This is a genomic window from Streptomyces sp. NPDC048461, from assembly GCF_055587105.1.
This window is the reverse complement of record NZ_JBVJGW010000028.1, coordinates 15,896-29,683: the sequence shown is the minus strand read 5'-3', so window position 1 is coordinate 29,683 and position 13,788 is coordinate 15,896. Positions and strand designations below refer to the sequence as shown.

Here is a 13,788-nt window from a genome sequence, read left to right as displayed (position 1 = left end):
ATACAAAACCGCCCCCGCGCGGTGCGGGGGCGGCTCGGCGGGGTGGTGCTCAGACGGGGTAACCGGGGCCGTAGTGGGTGCTCAGGCCGTCGCGGTAGGCCGGGTCGCCGAGGTGCAGGTGCCGGTCGAACTCGGGCGCGTTCTCGATCTGCACCCGGGAGAGGCCCACGTAGACCCGCTGCTCGTCCAGCTCGATCCGGGTGATGGTCCCGGCCGGGATCAGGACCTCCTTGCCGAAGATCCAGACTCCGGTGTCGACCACCAGGTACGAGGAGTCCACTTCGGCCGAGTGCTTGTCGACCTTGCCGACGGTGCCGTCGGTCGCCTCCACCGGCCAGCCGGCCAGGTCCACGCCCTCGACGAACTCCGGGGCCTGTCGGTGATTCCACATGTCGTGACGGGTCATGGAACCCGGGTGCCCGCGGCCCGGCGCCTCAACCCCGCGCCGCGACGATCGCCCCGGCGGGGTCCGTCCGCACGACGGCCTGGTCGCCGCGCGGCCCGAACAGGTGGAGGATCTCCACCGTGCCGCTGTCCGCCGGGCCGAACCAGTGGGGCTCGCCGGTGTCGAAGTCGGCCGCCTCGCCGGGACGCAGGACGAACTCCCGCTCTCCCAGGACGAGCCGCAGCTCTCCGGCGAGGACGTAGAGCCACTCGTGGCCCTCGTGGGTCACCAGCTTCGGCTCGCGCGGCGCCAGCACCTGTTTGAACACCTGCACCCGGCCCGGGTACCGGGTCAGGGGGACGAGGATGCTCCCGTGTCCCTTGCGCACGGGTTCGAGGTGCACCCGCGGGTCGCCGCTGGCCGGTGCGGCCACCAACCGGTCGAGAGCGACGCGGTACAGGCGCGCGAGCGGGATGAGCAGGTCCAGCGTCGGGCGCCGCTTGCCCGATTCGAGGCGGGACAGCGTGCTCACCGACATCCCGGTCGATGCCGCGAGGGCCTCCAGGGTGAGCCCGCGGTCGCGCCGCAGGCCGCGGAGCCGGGGCCCGATCCCGTCGATCACCCGCTTGACCTCGGCGTCCCCGGCCTCCCCGGCGTCCCCGGAGCCCGCGGTCTCGGAGGTGCGGGCGGTGCGGGCTGCGCGGGCGGTGCCCGTGGCGGCCGGTGGACCTGTGGGGCATGTCGCGTCCCCGGAGTGCTCGTGCATGGGCCCAGTTTGCAGTGTTCGCAACTTTCGTGGTCAACGGCCCCTGCCCCGCCCGAGCATGACCGGGCACCCGAACCCGCACGTGAGAGGCAGACCGTGACCGCGACGACCCACCCCCTCCCGATCCCCGCCGAACCGAGCGCGCGCAGGCGCTGGACGGTGCTCGCCGTCTGCTGCCTCAGCATGTTCCTGGTGGGCCTGGACACCACCATCGTCAACGTGGCCCTGCCCGCGATCGGGCAGGGCCTCGGGATCGGAACCCACGACCTCGAATGGACCGTTGACGCCTACACCCTGGTCCTGGCCAGTCTCCTGATCTCCTCCGGCGCGCTCGCGGACCGGTTCGGACGGCGCCGGATCTTCCAGCTGGGTCTGGCGGTGTTCGGGGCGGCTTCGCTGCTCTGCGCGCTCGCCCCCTCCGCGGGCGCGCTCGTCGCGGCCCGTGCGGTCCAGGGCGTCGGCGCCTCGATGCTCAGCCCGGTCGCGCTCGCGATCGTGGTGAACACGATGCCCGACCCGGGGGAGCGGGCGCGGGCGATCGGCATCTGGGCGTCGGTCTTCGGTCTCAGCATGGCCGTCGGCCCCGTCACGGGCGGCGCCCTCGTGGCGGAGTTCGGCTGGCGGTCGCTGTTCTGGATCAACGCACCCGTCATCGCGGCCGCCCTCGTGCTCACCGCCGTCTTCGTGCCGGAGTCCCGGGCGCGGCGCGCGCGGAAGCCCGACCTGCCGGGCCAGGTGCTGCTCGCCGTTGCCATGGTGGCCGCGGTCGGCGTCCTGATCGAGGGACCCCGCATCGGCTGGACCTCGCCCGCGGCGTGGGGTGCGTACGGGGTCGCCGTGCCGGCGGCGGCCGCATTCGTACGGGTCGAGTGCCGCCGGCGCGAGCCCCTGGTGGATCCGCGGCTCTTCCTGAGGCCGGCCTTCGGCAGCGCCGTCGTGGGGGCGGTGGCGGTCTTCGCGGCCCTGAACGCGACGCTGTTCCTCACCACCCTGTACCTGCAGCACACCCGGGGGTGGACACCCCTGGCCGCGGGGGCGGCGACCCTGCCCCTGGCCGTCGGGGCGGCCGTCTGCGCACCCCTGTCCGGGCGGCTGGTCGGCCGGGTCGGAGCACGGGTGCCGCTCGTTCTGGCGGGCGGCACCATCACGGCCGGCGGGCTCTGCCTGGCCGGGCTCGAAGAGCACACCGGCGTGCCGCTGCTCCTGCTGGCCTACGGGCTCATCGGAACCGGGTTCGGCTTCGCCAACGCGCCGATCACCGACACGGCGGTGAGTGCGCTGCCGCCGGACCGGGCCGGGGTGGCCGGGGCGATCACGTCCACCGCCCGCCAGTTCGGCGGCGCGGTCGGCATCGCCGCCGCGGGGGGCCTCGTCGCGGGCGCCGGACCGGCCGATCTGGCGCAGGCGTCCCGCCCCGGGTGGATCCTGGTGGCCGGCTGCGGGGTGGCCCTGCTAGCGGTGGCCCGCGCGTCGCGGCCGCGGCGGGACGCCGCCGGCGGATGAGGGCGCGGACGGCGGCGCGGCTGTGGGGGCGGGTCAGGCGGGGGAGCGGCGGCGGGCCAGGTCCGGGTAGTCGACGACCAGGCCGTCGGCGTCGAACTCGACGTCGGCGGTGAAGTCCTCGGAGGCGTAGCGGACGAGGGCGCCGCCGCCCGTGCCGGTGCGGCCGAGGTGCGTGTACGTCTGCCGCGACGGTCGGACGGCCAGGTCGGGCACGGACACCCAGGCCATCAGGAACCCGTGCTCGCCCGCGTTCCGGTGCAGGGCGTGCCGCAGCACGGGCATGGAGTTGGTGAGGGGGCACAGGCCGAGGTCGCAGTCGAGCGCCCCTTCCAGGTCCGGCCTCGGGTGCCCGTCGGCGGTCCACCCGCCGGATGTTGCGCGCCGCAGGTCCAGTTCCCGTACCCGCCCGGCGTCCTCGACGCGCACGCTCAGGCGCCGCGTGACGTAGTCGTCGCCGGTCTCCAGCTCGTACGAGAGCCAGTACGGCTCCGGCTGCGTGCCGACGGCCCGGCCCCGGGCCAGGAGCCGTCCGGGGCGCGGGGGATCACCGGGGCCGGGGTCGATCCGTACCCAGGCGGTCTCCAGCCCTCCGCTCGCCGTCACTTCCCAGGTCGGTACGCGGTGTTCGGTCACCCGGCCAACCTACTGGCAGGGATGCCCGCCGACCGCGCTCCGCGCCGCCTCCCGTGCTGCGCGGGGCACGGGAGGCGGCGGGGTGGGTAGCTCTCAGGTATGCAGACGCGGATGGCTCCGTGGAGTGATGACGGCTGATGCCCGCCGGGGGGACATTGGATTCGTCAGCAGAACGAGTGTGAGGAGCCAGTCGATGTCCGCGATCCGCCGAACCGTCCACGCCGCCGCCGGTGCGGCCCTCGCGCTGCCGATCGGGCTGGCAGCGGCCGTGGTGGCCCTGATAGGGCAGTCCGGGCGCGCCGCCCGGTGGCAGGGACGCATAGCCGGCGGCCAGGGGTGGACGGGCGGCCGGGTGCTGTGCCGGGCGGTCCTCGGGCTGCCGTTGGACCTGGCGGCTTTCGTCCTGGTCGGCTACGCGCTGTTCAACTCGGTCCGGAACTTCGGCTACCCGATCTGGTACCTCGGCACCGACTACCACCAGGCCTGGGGCGGCCCGACCATGGCGGGCGTCTGGGCGGTGCACGCGGGGGGCTGGCTGATATGCCTCGCGGTGCTGCTGCACTGGCCGGTGAGGTGGCTGGCGCGGGGACAGCGGGCGGTCAGCCGCCGCTGCCTCGGCTGAAGCCGCTCTCGAACAGGGCGATGGTGTCCGCGTCGGCGAAGTGCGGCGTTTCGGCCTCCGCGACCATGAGTGCGGCGATGCCCGCGCGCGGCGCCGTGGGAGGGAGCAGCCGGCGCCGGAAGTCCCCGGTGCGGACGAGGCGGCCGTTTCCCTGATGGGGCTTGTCGGTCAACGGCCCGGCATGGACGGTGGTCCCGCCCGCTGCGCGAATGGTGCGGCCGGATATCTCCTTGGCGTTCCACTCATGACGCAGGACGCGTTTGAGGAGGGCGCCGGTGACGCTGCCGAGGGCTCCCTCGGTGGCACCCATGCCCAGCGAGGTGAGCCAGACGACGCGGGGGGCGGCCGAAACGACCTGGCGGGCACCTTCGACGAGGATCGCGGGGTCCTGTTCCCTGGTGATGCCCAAGGCGCTTACCACGACGTCGGCACCTTCAACCGCCGCCTCGATGCTGCCGGGTTCGGTCACGTCCGCACGAACCACCCTCAGGTTCCCGGTGGTGGGCATCGCCACCTGGTCGGGGCGGCGGGCGAGGGCGATGACGTCGTGCCCGCGCTCCACGGCGCGCGCGATCACCAGCCGTCCGGTCTGTCCGGTGGAACCGAGTACGGCGATCTTCACGATGCTCTCCAGTCGTGGCAGCAAGGGGGGAGGGGGCGGGGCGGGAGGGGAGGGGAAGGGGTCAGAGCAGGTCGGAGAGGACGTCGACCACCTGGGTGTGCAGCCCGGGGGCGGAGGCGAGGAAGTCGGCGCTCGCCAGGCTCCACGGCTCTCCCTGCGTGTCGGTGACCGTGCCGCCGGCCTCGGAGACCAGCAGCGCGCCGGGCAGGAGCCCCGAGCGCACGTCGGAGAACTGCCAGAAGGCGTCCATGCGCCCGGACGCGACGTGGATGAGCTGCATCGTGGCCGGCACCGAGACCCGCACGACCAACGCGTTGATCAGCATGGCGGTCACCGAGGCGCCCATGCGGCGGAGGGCTTCCTCGTCCTCGCCGGGCTTCGCCTGGCCGGTGCCCACGAGGGCGGCCCGCAGGTCGGTCTTGGCGGAGGAGTGCAGGAGCTCTCCGTTGAGGAGGGCACCCCTGCCCCGGATCGCCGTGTAGGTGTCGCCGGTCAGCGGCAGGTGAACCACCGTCAGCAGAGGGGCGTTGTCGCGCACCAGCGTGGCGGTCACCCCCCACTCGCCCATGCCGTGGATGTGGTTGATGTTGCCCTCGGCCGTGTCCACCACCCACCACTCGCCTGCGGGCAGCAGGCCGCTCGCCAGCTCGTCCTCCACCCAGCGGGATCCGGGACGCGCCGCCAGCAGCGGCTCCTTGACGAGCGCCAGGACCGCTTCGTCGTTGGCGTAGATGGCGCGGACGACCTCATCCAGGTCACCGGGGCGCGCACCCCCGTCGTAGCGCTCGCGCAGCAGCTCCCCGGCCGCCTTCACGACCGTCACCGTGCGCTCCAGGACCGCATCGAGCTGGGCGGTCCCGGCGGTCTGGGTGTTCTCGGCGGTCTCGGCGGCGCAGGAGGCGGAGGAGGCGCTGGAGGCGGAGGCGGTGGAAGAGGTACCGGGCGCGGAGAAGGCGTTCATGATCGCTCCTGCTGGAGAAGGATTCGCGGCCGTCCGGCCGCTCGACTACGACGTTATGACCAGGCATCATTAACTTCAAATGCAATCTAGTTACGACTGGATTTACCCTCATGCAACTGGACTTGAATCTGCTCACCGCGCTCGACGCCCTGCTGGAAGAAGGCAGCGTGACGGACGCCGCCGCCCGCCTCCACGTCTCCGCGCCCGCGATGAGCCGCACCCTGGGCCGCATCCGCCGGGCCACCGGCGACCAGATCCTGGTGCGCACCGGCCGCACCATGACCCCCACCCCCCGCGCCCTCGCCCTGCGCGCGACCGTGCACGAGCTGGTCCAGCAGGCGCAGGCCGTCCTCTCCCCGCAGACGGAGGTCGACCTCGCCCGCCTGGAGCGGACCTTCATTCTGAAGTGGCACGACGCCCTGGCCGCGGCAGCCGGTCCGGCCCTGCTCCGCGCGCTGCGCACCCAGGCGCCCGGGGTGCGTCTGCGCTTCCTGGCGGAAGGCGCCACCGACACCCACGACCCGCGGCGGGGGGACATCGACCTCGAAGCCACGTCCAGCGAGCCCTCATCGCCCGAGATCCGCCACGAGATCATGGGTCACGACCGGCTCGTCCTCGCGATGCGTCCCGGCCACCCGCTGGCCGGCGGCGCCCTCGCCCTCGAGGACTACGCGGTCGCCGAACACATCACCGTGTCCCGACGGGGGCGCCTGCGCGACCCCGTCGACGACGCGCTGCAGGCCCTCGGCCTGGCCCGCCGGGTGGTGGTCGCCGCGCCCACCAACGCCACGGCCCTCCAGTTCGTCCGCCACCACGACCTCGTCGTGGCAGTTCCCGAACTCGTCAGCCGCCCCCTCCTGGACGACCTCGGGCTCCGTGTCCGGCCGCTGCCGACCCTGCTGGCCATGCCGGCCATACCGATCTACGTCGCCTGGCACCAGCGCTACGACAACGATCCCGCCCACACCTGGCTGCGCGGGCAGGCCCGTACCGCACTGCGCGGTGCCTGCGCCACACCGGAAGAACCCTTCACGGCGACGCCGCCGGTGGCCGCGGGCTCACGGGGTTCCGAGACCGGGCGGGTCGCTGCCGAAGTCGGCGTCGTGGACGAGGAGGGCGATCGGGACCCGGTGGGTGAGACCGAGCTTCGTCATCGCGGCGGACACGTGTGAGGTGACGGTGGGGACGCTCAGGTCGAGGGCGCCCGCGATCTCGGCGTTGGTGCGGCCCTGCGCCACGGCCAGGGCCACTTCGCGCTCGCGGGGAGCCAGGACCCGCTCGCGCCCGCGCGCGGCGCCATGTCGCGGGCGATGTCCTCCCGGGCCGCGACCGGTCCTGCGCGACCCGGCGGACGGCGTGCTTCTCCGCGCGCCGGGTGTGCCCGGTGAGGGAGTCGATGAGCAAGCGGCGCGAGCGGTGGAACACGCCCCGGCCGACGGTGGCACCGAGGACGGTCATCGCCGAGCTCCGCGCCCGGGGCTACACCTTCGTCACGGTGTCCCGGCTGATGGCCCCGGCGCCCCCCACCCCCGGCACCGTCTACCGCCCCTGATCCGCCTCCGCGCGGCGGTGCTCCGACCGGTGCGTGCCGCGGAGCCGGCTCGCCTGCGTCCATTCGGCGAACCACCAGGCGCCGGTGACCACGACCGCCCACAGCAGCCCGCTGAGCACTGCCGCCGACCAGGACGCGGCCTCGCCCCAGCGCTCTACACCGGTCAACACCACCCAACTGATCACGAGGACAACAGCCGTACGCACACGTCGATGCCTGAACATGCGTCCCGCCTACCCCACACGCCCGCACTAAACGACGCCGCGTCCGGCCGACGGGAAGAGGAGGAAAGACGCCGCCGTTGTTCTGCATAGAGCCGGCGATACCGGCCAGGCGAACAGTGAAGCTACCGGCCATGCGAACGGAGGCACGACGATGGACTGGCGTCACCAGGCCGCCTGCCGACAGGCAGATCCGGACCTGTTCTTCCCCATCGGCACCAGCGGCCCTGCCCTGCTCCAGATCGAGGAGGCGAAGGCCGTGTGCCGACGCTGCCCGGTCCTGGGCGAGTGCCTGCAGTGGGCCCTCGAAGGGGGCCAGGACATGGGCGTGTGCGGTGGCCTGACCGAAGACGAACGGCGCGCCCTCAAGCGCCGGACGGCCAGAGAGGCCCGAGCCCGCCTCGAAGCCTGATCCCAGCGGCGTCGCCTCACGGCGGGCCGCCGGTGCGGACGCACCGGCGGCCCGCCGTCTTCGCGGGTTCAGCCCGTCACGGGGAACCTGTCCCAGGCCCGGTGCTGCGCCATCGCCCGCTTGAGCTGCTTGAGAGCGGCAGCGGGGGTGGCGGCGAAGGCGATGCCCGGCTCGTCCGTCCCGATCCCGGCAGCGTCGAGGATCCGGGAGGACTCCTTCCAGCCGCCGATGGCCTTGCCGTGGCGGTAGGCCTCGGTGAGCAGCATCAGGACCCGGGGGTCGGGGCCACCCGGGCGGGGTGCTCCCGCCTTGGCGTCCCGGGCGCCGTGGGCGTCGGCCGCCGCCCGGGGCGCTCCGGCGAACAGAAGGGCGTCGAACTCGACGGAACGGGCGGTGGCGAAGGTGCGCTGGACCGTGACCGGGTTCCTCTTCGTACCCAGGGTGCCGCCGGTGGGGGCGATGACCAGGGGCACCATGCCCCCGGCCAGGACGGCTTCCCGTACGGTCTTCAGCCCGGCGAGGTCGCTCTCGGGGTCCGCGACGATGCCGATGACGCGCCCGTCGAGCGGCCACTCACGCCCCAGCTGGGACAGGGCCGGGCTCGGGTCCGGCTCGGTGAGCGGGGTGGTGGCGGCCGGCGCGGGAAGTCCGAGACCGGTGGCGACCTCCCCGCAGAGCTGCGGATCGATGTTGGCGAGGACGGCCAGGGCACGTTCCTTGACGGCCTGCTCGTAGCACTTGTTCAGCTCGAAGGTGTACGCGGCGATGATGTGCTCGCGCTCGACCGGCGTCATGCTCAGCCAGAACAGGCGGGGCTGGCTGAAGTGGTCGGAGAACGACGCGGGAGCCTCGCGGACCTTCCGCGCCGCGGGCAGCTCGACCGGCACCTCGATGAAGGCGCCCGTACCGGCGTCCGCGAGGAAGGGGCAGCCGCCGTCGAGGCTGTTGGGCCGGTACGGCGCGGCCCCGCCGTGCACGGCGGTCTGGTGCATGCCGTCGCGGAGCATGTCGTTGACGGGGGCGTGGGGCCGGTTGATGGGGATCTGGCCGAAGTTGGGGCCGCCGAGCCGGCTGATCTGGGTGTCGAGGTAGGAGAAGAGCCGGCCCGCGAGCAACGGGTCGTCGGTGACGTCGATGCCGGGGACGAGGTGGCCGGGGTGGAAGGCCACCTGCTCGGTCTCCGCGAAATAGTTGGTCGGGTTGGCGTCGAGCGTCATCAGCCCGATGAGCTGCACGGGGGCGAGCTCCTCCGGAACGATCTTGGTGGGGTCCAGGAGGTCGATGCCCTCGAACGTCTGCTCCGGGGTGTCGGGGAAGACCTGGATGCCCAGCTCCCACTGCGGGAACGCGCCCGCCTCGATCGCGTCGGCGAGGTCCCGGCGGTGGAAGTCCGGGTCCATCCCGTTGGTGATCTGCGCTTCCTCCCAGACCAGGGAATGGACGCCGAGCTTGGGCTTCCAGTGGAACTTCACCAGGGTGGTGGCTCCCTTGGCGTTGACCAGGCGGAACGTGTGGACGCCGAAGCCCTCCATCATCCGGAAGGACCGCGGGATGCCGCGGTCGGACATGTTCCACAGGGTGTGGTGGGTGGCCTCGGTGTGCAGGGACACGAAGTCCCAGAACGTGTCGTGCGCGCTCTGTGCCTGCGGGATCTCCCGGTCGGGGTGCGGCTTGCCGGCGTGGATGACGTCGGGGAACTTGATCGCGTCCTGGATGAAGAACACCGGGATGTTGTTGCCGACCAGGTCGAACGTGCCCTCGTCGGTGTAGAACTTCGTCGCGAACCCGCGGGTGTCGCGCACCGTGTCCGCCGAGCCCCGCGAGCCGAGGACGGTGGAGAACCGCACGAACACCGGCGTCTCGACGCCCTTCGCCAGGAACCCGGCCTTCGTGACCTTCCCCGCGGTGCCGTAGCCCCGGAAGACGCCGTGCGCGGCCGCGCCGCGGGCGTGCACCACGCGCTCCGGGATCCGCTCGTGGTCGAAGTGCATGATCTTCTCGCGCAGGTGGTGGTCCTGCAGCAGCACCGGTCCGCGGGCCCCGGCCTTCAGCGAGTGGTCGCTGTCGTGGAGCCGGGTTCCCTGCGCCGTCGTCAGGTAGGCCCCGCCCTGGGCGACCGCCGCCTGCGGCGCGCCGGTGGGCTGACCCGTCGGACTCACCGTCTCGGGACCCGACTGGTCGGGCTTGGGAGGCAAGGGCCCCCGGGGCCTGGTCGGCTCGCCGGCGGCCGGCGGCTCGGGCGCGGGCTTCCCGGGGATGCCACCGCGCTGCGCCCGCTTGCCCGACGCGCCCTTCGCCGCCGCGCGTTCCTCGGCGGCACTCTTCTTCGCCGGGGACTTCGTCGTCTTCTTCTGGGCCATGCTCGGTATCTCCTCTTGCCTCACGCGGTGGGCACAGCTGCGGACAGGCCCTGAGACCCCGTGCCACCCTTTCGCCTCCGGCGGACCCCGGCATCCCGGGGACGTCCGTACCGGTGAAGGCCGCCCGCGCCCCGGACGGCGCGGGGCGCCGCCACGGGGCGCGTCCGCCCGCGCCGTGATGCGGGCCGCTCGCCCGGTGGCCAAGATGAGACGTCGCCACGGGTCGGGTGACCGGCCCCGACCCGACCCGCGGTCCCCGCGCATCGCCGGCCGGGCAGCGGGTAGCCGCAGCACGGCGCGCGGAACGGTCGCGCCGTGGGCGATCTGCCAGCGCCTCACACCTTTCGGTAGGGAGCACCGCGGATGCAGGACACCGCATACGGAGCCCGTCCGGGCGTGCGCGCCCCGCACGGCACGGGCCGTGACGCCTGGATGGAGGAGGTCCGCAGGGAGAGCGCGGCGGACTTCGCGCAGTGCGTTGCCGACATCGCCTCGGGAGCACTGGACTTCCCGCTGCCGGGAGCGGGACGGACCGCCGTCCGGTTCCGGTCGCTGGCCTCCGTGGCGCAGCGGGACCTGTCGCTGGCCCGCCTGGTGGAAGGGCACGTGGACGCGGTGGCGATCCTGGCGGAGCTCGGGGGTCCGGCGGTCGGACCGGGGGAGCGCTGGGGGGTCTGGGCGGCCGAGCCGCCGGGCCAGGGGCTCGCTGCGAGCCTCGGCGATGACGGGTGGGTCCTGAACGGGCTGAAGCGGTACTGCTCGGGAGCGCACAGCTGCACGCACGCCCTGGTGACGGCCGCGGCCGGGGACGGCCGCCGGCTCTTCGCCGTCGCCACCGGCGTGACCGTCGCCACCGGCGAGACCGGGGAGGAACCGGACCCGCGGGCGCCCGGTTGCCGACCGGTCGAGGGCACGTGGCAGGCGCTGGGCATGGCGGCCAGCGACAGTGCCGACGTCCGGTTCGAGGACGTTCCCGCGGTTCCCGTGGGCGGGGTGGAGGCCTACGTGGACCGGCCGGGCTTCCAGCACGGCGGCATCGGGGTGGCCGCGTGCTGGTACGGCGGGGCACGCGCCGTCGCGGACACCCTCACCCGTACGGCGGCCCGGCGCGGGCCCGATCCGCTCACCGACGCCCATCTGGGGGCCGTGGACATGCGCCTGCACGCCGCGGCGGCCGTGCTGGACCGGGCCGCCGCAGAGATCGACCGCGATCCCGCCGATGCCGATGCCGATGCCGACGATGAGGCCACGGCCACGGCCCGGCAGCGCAGTCTGCGCGTCCGCGCCTTCGTGGAATCCGTCTGCGCCGACGTCCTGACCCACGTCGGCCGGGCCACCGGCGCCGAACCGCTGTGCCACGACCCGTCCCACACCCGCAACGCCGCCGACCTCGCCGTCTACATCCGCCAGCACCACGGCGAACGCAACCTGGCCGAACTCGGCCGCCTCGTCGCCCGTACGGAGAAGCAGTGACGCGCCCGCCCGAGCCCGCGCCGCCCGCCGACCCGATCCAGGCCCCCGGAACCCCGGAGCGGGAGTGGCGGGCCTGGGACGGTCTCGCCGGCCTGCCGGAGGCGGCCCTGCCCGACCGCGGCAGGGTCGTGATCGTGGCGGCCCACCCCGACGACGAGGTACTGGGAGCCGGCGGCACCATCGCCCTCCTCGCACGGGCCGGCCTCACCCTCACCGTCGTGTCGGTCACCGACGGCGAGGGCTCCCACCCCCACAGCACCCGCACCACACCGGGCCGGCTGGCAGCCGTCAGAGCCGAGGAGCTGCGCCGGGCGCTCGACGCCCTGGGCGCGACCGGCGCCGAGGTGGTCCGCCTCAAGGTCGCCGACACCCGGCTCGCCCACCACGAGGAGGAGGTCGCCGCCGCCCTGGCGCCGCTCCTCGACGGCGCCCGACTGTGCCTCGCGCCGTGGACCGACGACGTGCACGGCGACCACGAAGCCGCCGGGCGGGCCGCGGTCAAGGCGGCCCGCGCCGCATCCGTGACGTGTTGGACGTACCCGGTGTGGATGTGGCACTGGGCCCGCCCGGGCGACCCCGCAGTGCCCTGGGCGACGGCCGCGGCCGTCCGCCTGCCTCCCGGGGCGGCGGCTCTCAAGCGGCGGGCGGTGCGGCACTTCGTCAGCCAGATCGCACCCCTGGGACCGGACCCTGCCGACGCGGCCGTCCTGCCGCCCGAGGAACTCGCCCACCACCTGCGCGACATCGAGGTGTTCTTCACGTGACCGACCAGTCCACCCCGGCGTCGTACTTCGACGACATGTACCGCGACACCGAGGACCCCTGGCACCTCGCGGAACGCTGGTACGAGCGGCGCAAGTACGACCTGACCGTCGCCGCCCTGCCGCGGGAGCGCTACCGCAGGGCCTTCGAACCGGCCTGCTCGGTCGGCGAACTGACGAGGCGCCTGGCACTGCGCTGCGACGCGGTGCTCGCCTGCGACCGCGTGGCGTCCGTGGTCGAGACCGCCCGGCGGCGCACCAGCGGGCATCCGCACGTCGACGTCCGGCAGATGACCGTCCCCGCCCAGTGGCCGGAGGGAACGTTCGACCTCGTCGTCCTGTCCGAGCTGCTCTACTACCTCGCCACGCCGACGGTACGGAGCGTGCTGGAACACGCCGTCGCGGCGCTGGAACCGGGCGGCACCCTGCTGACCGTCCACTGGAACCACCCCGTCCCCGAGCACCTCTCCACGGGAACCGACATCGCCCGGATCCTGGCCGGAACGCCCGGTCTGCGCCTGCTGGCCGATCACCGGGAGGACGACTTCGTCCTGCAGGTCCACCACCGCCTCCTCCCGGACGGCAGCCGTCCGGCGACGCCCGCCGAGCAGGAGGGCCTGGTGTGAGGGCCGATGCCGTGGCGGTCGTCATCCCCGCCCACGACGAGGAGGCCCTCCTGCCGGCCGCGCTGCGCGCCGTCCGCACCGCCGCCCGGCACCCGGACCTGCGCCGGGTACGGACCCTGACCGTGGTCGTCGCGGACTCCTGCCACGACCGGACGGCCCACCTCGCGCGCGAAGCCGGCGCCCTGGTCGTCACCAGCGCCTCCCGCAGTCCGGGCCGGGCGCGCGCCCTCGGCGCCGAACACGCGCTGCGCCACCTCGGCCCTCCGGCGTCCCGCATCTGGATCGCCACCACCGACGCCGACAGCGAGGTACCCCCGCGCTGGCTCTCCCACCACCTGGCCCGTGCGCGCGAAGGCTGGGAGGCGGTCGCGGGCACCGTCGTCCTGCCCCGCACCTCACCCCTCGCCGACCACCTCCGGACCCGGTACGAAGCCACCCGCCCGCCGCACGGGGACTGGCGGCACCCGCACGTCCACGGCGCGAACCTCGGGGTCACCGCACGGGCCTACCTGTCCGTCGGCGGGTTCCCGCCCCTCGCGGTCGGCGAGGACCACGGCCTGGTCGACGCCCTGAACCGGGCCGGGCACCGCGTCCTGGCCACGGCGCTCTGCCCGGTCCTCACCTCCGCCCGGGTCCGCGGACGCGCACGCGGAGGCTTCGCCGACGACCTGGCCGCCCTGGCCGCTCACCCGCTGGACGGGCGAGCGCCGACCGCGGGATGACCCGGCGCCCGTACGTTCCCGCCCGTCCGGCCGGTCGCGATTGGCGCTCCTCGCCGTGGGCAGGGGCAGATCGGGACCCTCTCGCGGGCGGGTCGACACCGGCCGGGTTCACGGCTGTCCGCCCGCGGCCAGTAGGGTGCTGTGTTCGCAGGTCGAGTCGACGTCGGGG

General features: G+C 73.9%; 16 protein-coding genes and 1 pseudogene. 9 read left to right on the top strand and 8 right to left on the bottom strand.

Annotated features, from left to right (window positions below):
* Window positions 1-49: 49 nt before the first annotated feature.
* Window positions 50-391 (bottom strand): PRC-barrel domain containing protein, encoded by a 342-nt coding sequence (locus tag ACZ6S8_RS33025; RefSeq protein WP_469461218.1) that lies wholly within the window; start codon window positions 389-391, stop codon window positions 50-52.
* Window positions 392-434: 43 nt separating this feature from the next.
* On the bottom strand, window positions 435-1,151 hold the full coding sequence (locus ACZ6S8_RS33020) for a helix-turn-helix domain-containing protein (RefSeq protein ID WP_469461216.1): 717 nt from the start codon (window positions 1,149-1,151) through the stop codon (window positions 435-437).
* Between the two features lie 96 nt (window positions 1,152-1,247).
* Between ACZ6S8_RS33020 and ACZ6S8_RS33015 the strand changes: the two genes are divergently transcribed.
* Window positions 1,248-2,654, top strand: a complete 1,407-nt coding sequence (locus ACZ6S8_RS33015) for an MFS transporter (RefSeq protein WP_469461214.1) — start codon at window positions 1,248-1,250, stop codon at window positions 2,652-2,654.
* Window positions 2,655-2,687: 33 nt separating this feature from the next.
* On the opposite strand, the gene ACZ6S8_RS33010 is transcribed toward ACZ6S8_RS33015, so the two are convergent.
* A complete protein-coding gene (locus tag ACZ6S8_RS33010) occupies window positions 2,688-3,287 on the bottom strand; it encodes a putative glycolipid-binding domain-containing protein (protein ID WP_469461213.1) in 600 nt (199 codons plus the stop codon).
* 193 nt (window positions 3,288-3,480) lie between these two features.
* Between ACZ6S8_RS33010 and ACZ6S8_RS33005 the strand changes: the two genes are divergently transcribed.
* Window positions 3,481-3,909 carry a hypothetical protein gene (locus tag ACZ6S8_RS33005; protein WP_469461211.1) on the top strand — a complete coding sequence of 143 codons (429 nt, stop codon included), beginning with the start codon at window positions 3,481-3,483 and terminating at the stop codon, window positions 3,907-3,909.
* On the opposite strand, the gene ACZ6S8_RS33000 is transcribed toward ACZ6S8_RS33005, so the two are convergent.
* A complete protein-coding gene (locus ACZ6S8_RS33000; protein WP_469461209.1) occupies window positions 3,887-4,531 on the bottom strand; it encodes an NAD(P)-dependent oxidoreductase in 645 nt (214 codons plus the stop codon). The genes ACZ6S8_RS33005 and ACZ6S8_RS33000 overlap by 23 nt on opposite strands.
* A gap of 61 nt (window positions 4,532-4,592) precedes the next feature.
* Complete coding sequence (locus tag ACZ6S8_RS32995; protein WP_469461207.1) at window positions 4,593-5,492, bottom strand: inositol monophosphatase family protein; 900 nt, start codon at window positions 5,490-5,492, stop codon at window positions 4,593-4,595.
* A 110-nt stretch (window positions 5,493-5,602) separates the two neighbouring features.
* On the opposite strand from ACZ6S8_RS32995, the gene ACZ6S8_RS32990 reads away from it, so the two are divergent.
* A complete protein-coding gene (locus tag ACZ6S8_RS32990; RefSeq protein WP_469461205.1) occupies window positions 5,603-6,664 on the top strand; it encodes a LysR family transcriptional regulator in 1,062 nt (353 codons plus the stop codon).
* Here the strand turns inward: ACZ6S8_RS32990 and ACZ6S8_RS32985 are convergent.
* On the bottom strand, window positions 6,551-6,937 hold the full coding sequence (locus ACZ6S8_RS32985) for a response regulator transcription factor (RefSeq protein WP_469461203.1): 387 nt from the start codon (window positions 6,935-6,937) through the stop codon (window positions 6,551-6,553). The genes ACZ6S8_RS32990 and ACZ6S8_RS32985 overlap by 114 nt on opposite strands.
* A gap of 20 nt (window positions 6,938-6,957) precedes the next feature.
* Here ACZ6S8_RS32985 and ACZ6S8_RS32980 point away from each other — a divergent pair.
* Window positions 6,958-7,044, top strand: a pseudogene (locus ACZ6S8_RS32980) (polysaccharide deacetylase family protein); the annotation flags it as partial.
* On the opposite strand, the gene ACZ6S8_RS32975 reads toward ACZ6S8_RS32980, so the two are convergent.
* Window positions 7,032-7,214, bottom strand: a complete 183-nt coding sequence (locus tag ACZ6S8_RS32975; protein ID WP_469461201.1) for a hypothetical protein — start codon at window positions 7,212-7,214, stop codon at window positions 7,032-7,034. The pseudogene ACZ6S8_RS32980 and the gene ACZ6S8_RS32975 sit on opposite strands and share 13 nt — an antisense overlap.
* 205 nt (window positions 7,215-7,419) lie before the next feature.
* Here ACZ6S8_RS32975 and ACZ6S8_RS32970 point away from each other — a divergent pair, with 205 nt between their 5' ends.
* Window positions 7,420-7,677, top strand: a complete 258-nt coding sequence (locus ACZ6S8_RS32970; RefSeq protein ID WP_469461200.1) for a WhiB family transcriptional regulator — start codon at window positions 7,420-7,422, stop codon at window positions 7,675-7,677.
* 68 nt (window positions 7,678-7,745) lie between these two features.
* On the opposite strand, the gene ACZ6S8_RS32965 is transcribed toward ACZ6S8_RS32970, so the two are convergent.
* On the bottom strand, window positions 7,746-10,037 hold the full coding sequence (locus ACZ6S8_RS32965; RefSeq protein ID WP_469461199.1) for a catalase: 2,292 nt from the start codon (window positions 10,035-10,037) through the stop codon (window positions 7,746-7,748).
* Window positions 10,038-10,469: 432 nt separating this feature from the next.
* Between ACZ6S8_RS32965 and ACZ6S8_RS32960 the strand changes: the two genes are divergently transcribed.
* Genes ACZ6S8_RS32960 through ACZ6S8_RS32945 form a run of 4 tightly spaced genes read left to right on the top strand, consistent with a single transcriptional unit; the run spans window position 10,470 to window position 13,619 of the window.
* The gene (locus ACZ6S8_RS32960; RefSeq protein WP_469461337.1) at window positions 10,470-11,510 is read left to right on the top strand and encodes an acyl-CoA dehydrogenase family protein; all 1,041 of its coding nucleotides are present in this window, start codon (window positions 10,470-10,472) and stop codon (window positions 11,508-11,510) included.
* A complete protein-coding gene (locus tag ACZ6S8_RS32955) occupies window positions 11,507-12,274 on the top strand; it encodes a PIG-L deacetylase family protein (protein ID WP_469461197.1) in 768 nt (255 codons plus the stop codon). Before ACZ6S8_RS32960 ends, ACZ6S8_RS32955 begins: the two co-directional genes overlap by 4 nt.
* A 35-nt stretch (window positions 12,275-12,309) precedes the next feature.
* Window positions 12,310-12,897, top strand: coding sequence for a class I SAM-dependent methyltransferase (locus ACZ6S8_RS32950; RefSeq protein WP_469461335.1), 588 nt, complete (start codon window positions 12,310-12,312; stop codon window positions 12,895-12,897).
* Window positions 12,894-13,619, top strand: a complete 726-nt coding sequence (locus tag ACZ6S8_RS32945; RefSeq protein WP_469461195.1) for a glycosyltransferase family 2 protein — start codon at window positions 12,894-12,896, stop codon at window positions 13,617-13,619. The genes ACZ6S8_RS32950 and ACZ6S8_RS32945 overlap by 4 nt, the downstream gene beginning before the upstream one ends.
* Window positions 13,620-13,788: the final 169 nt, after the last annotated feature.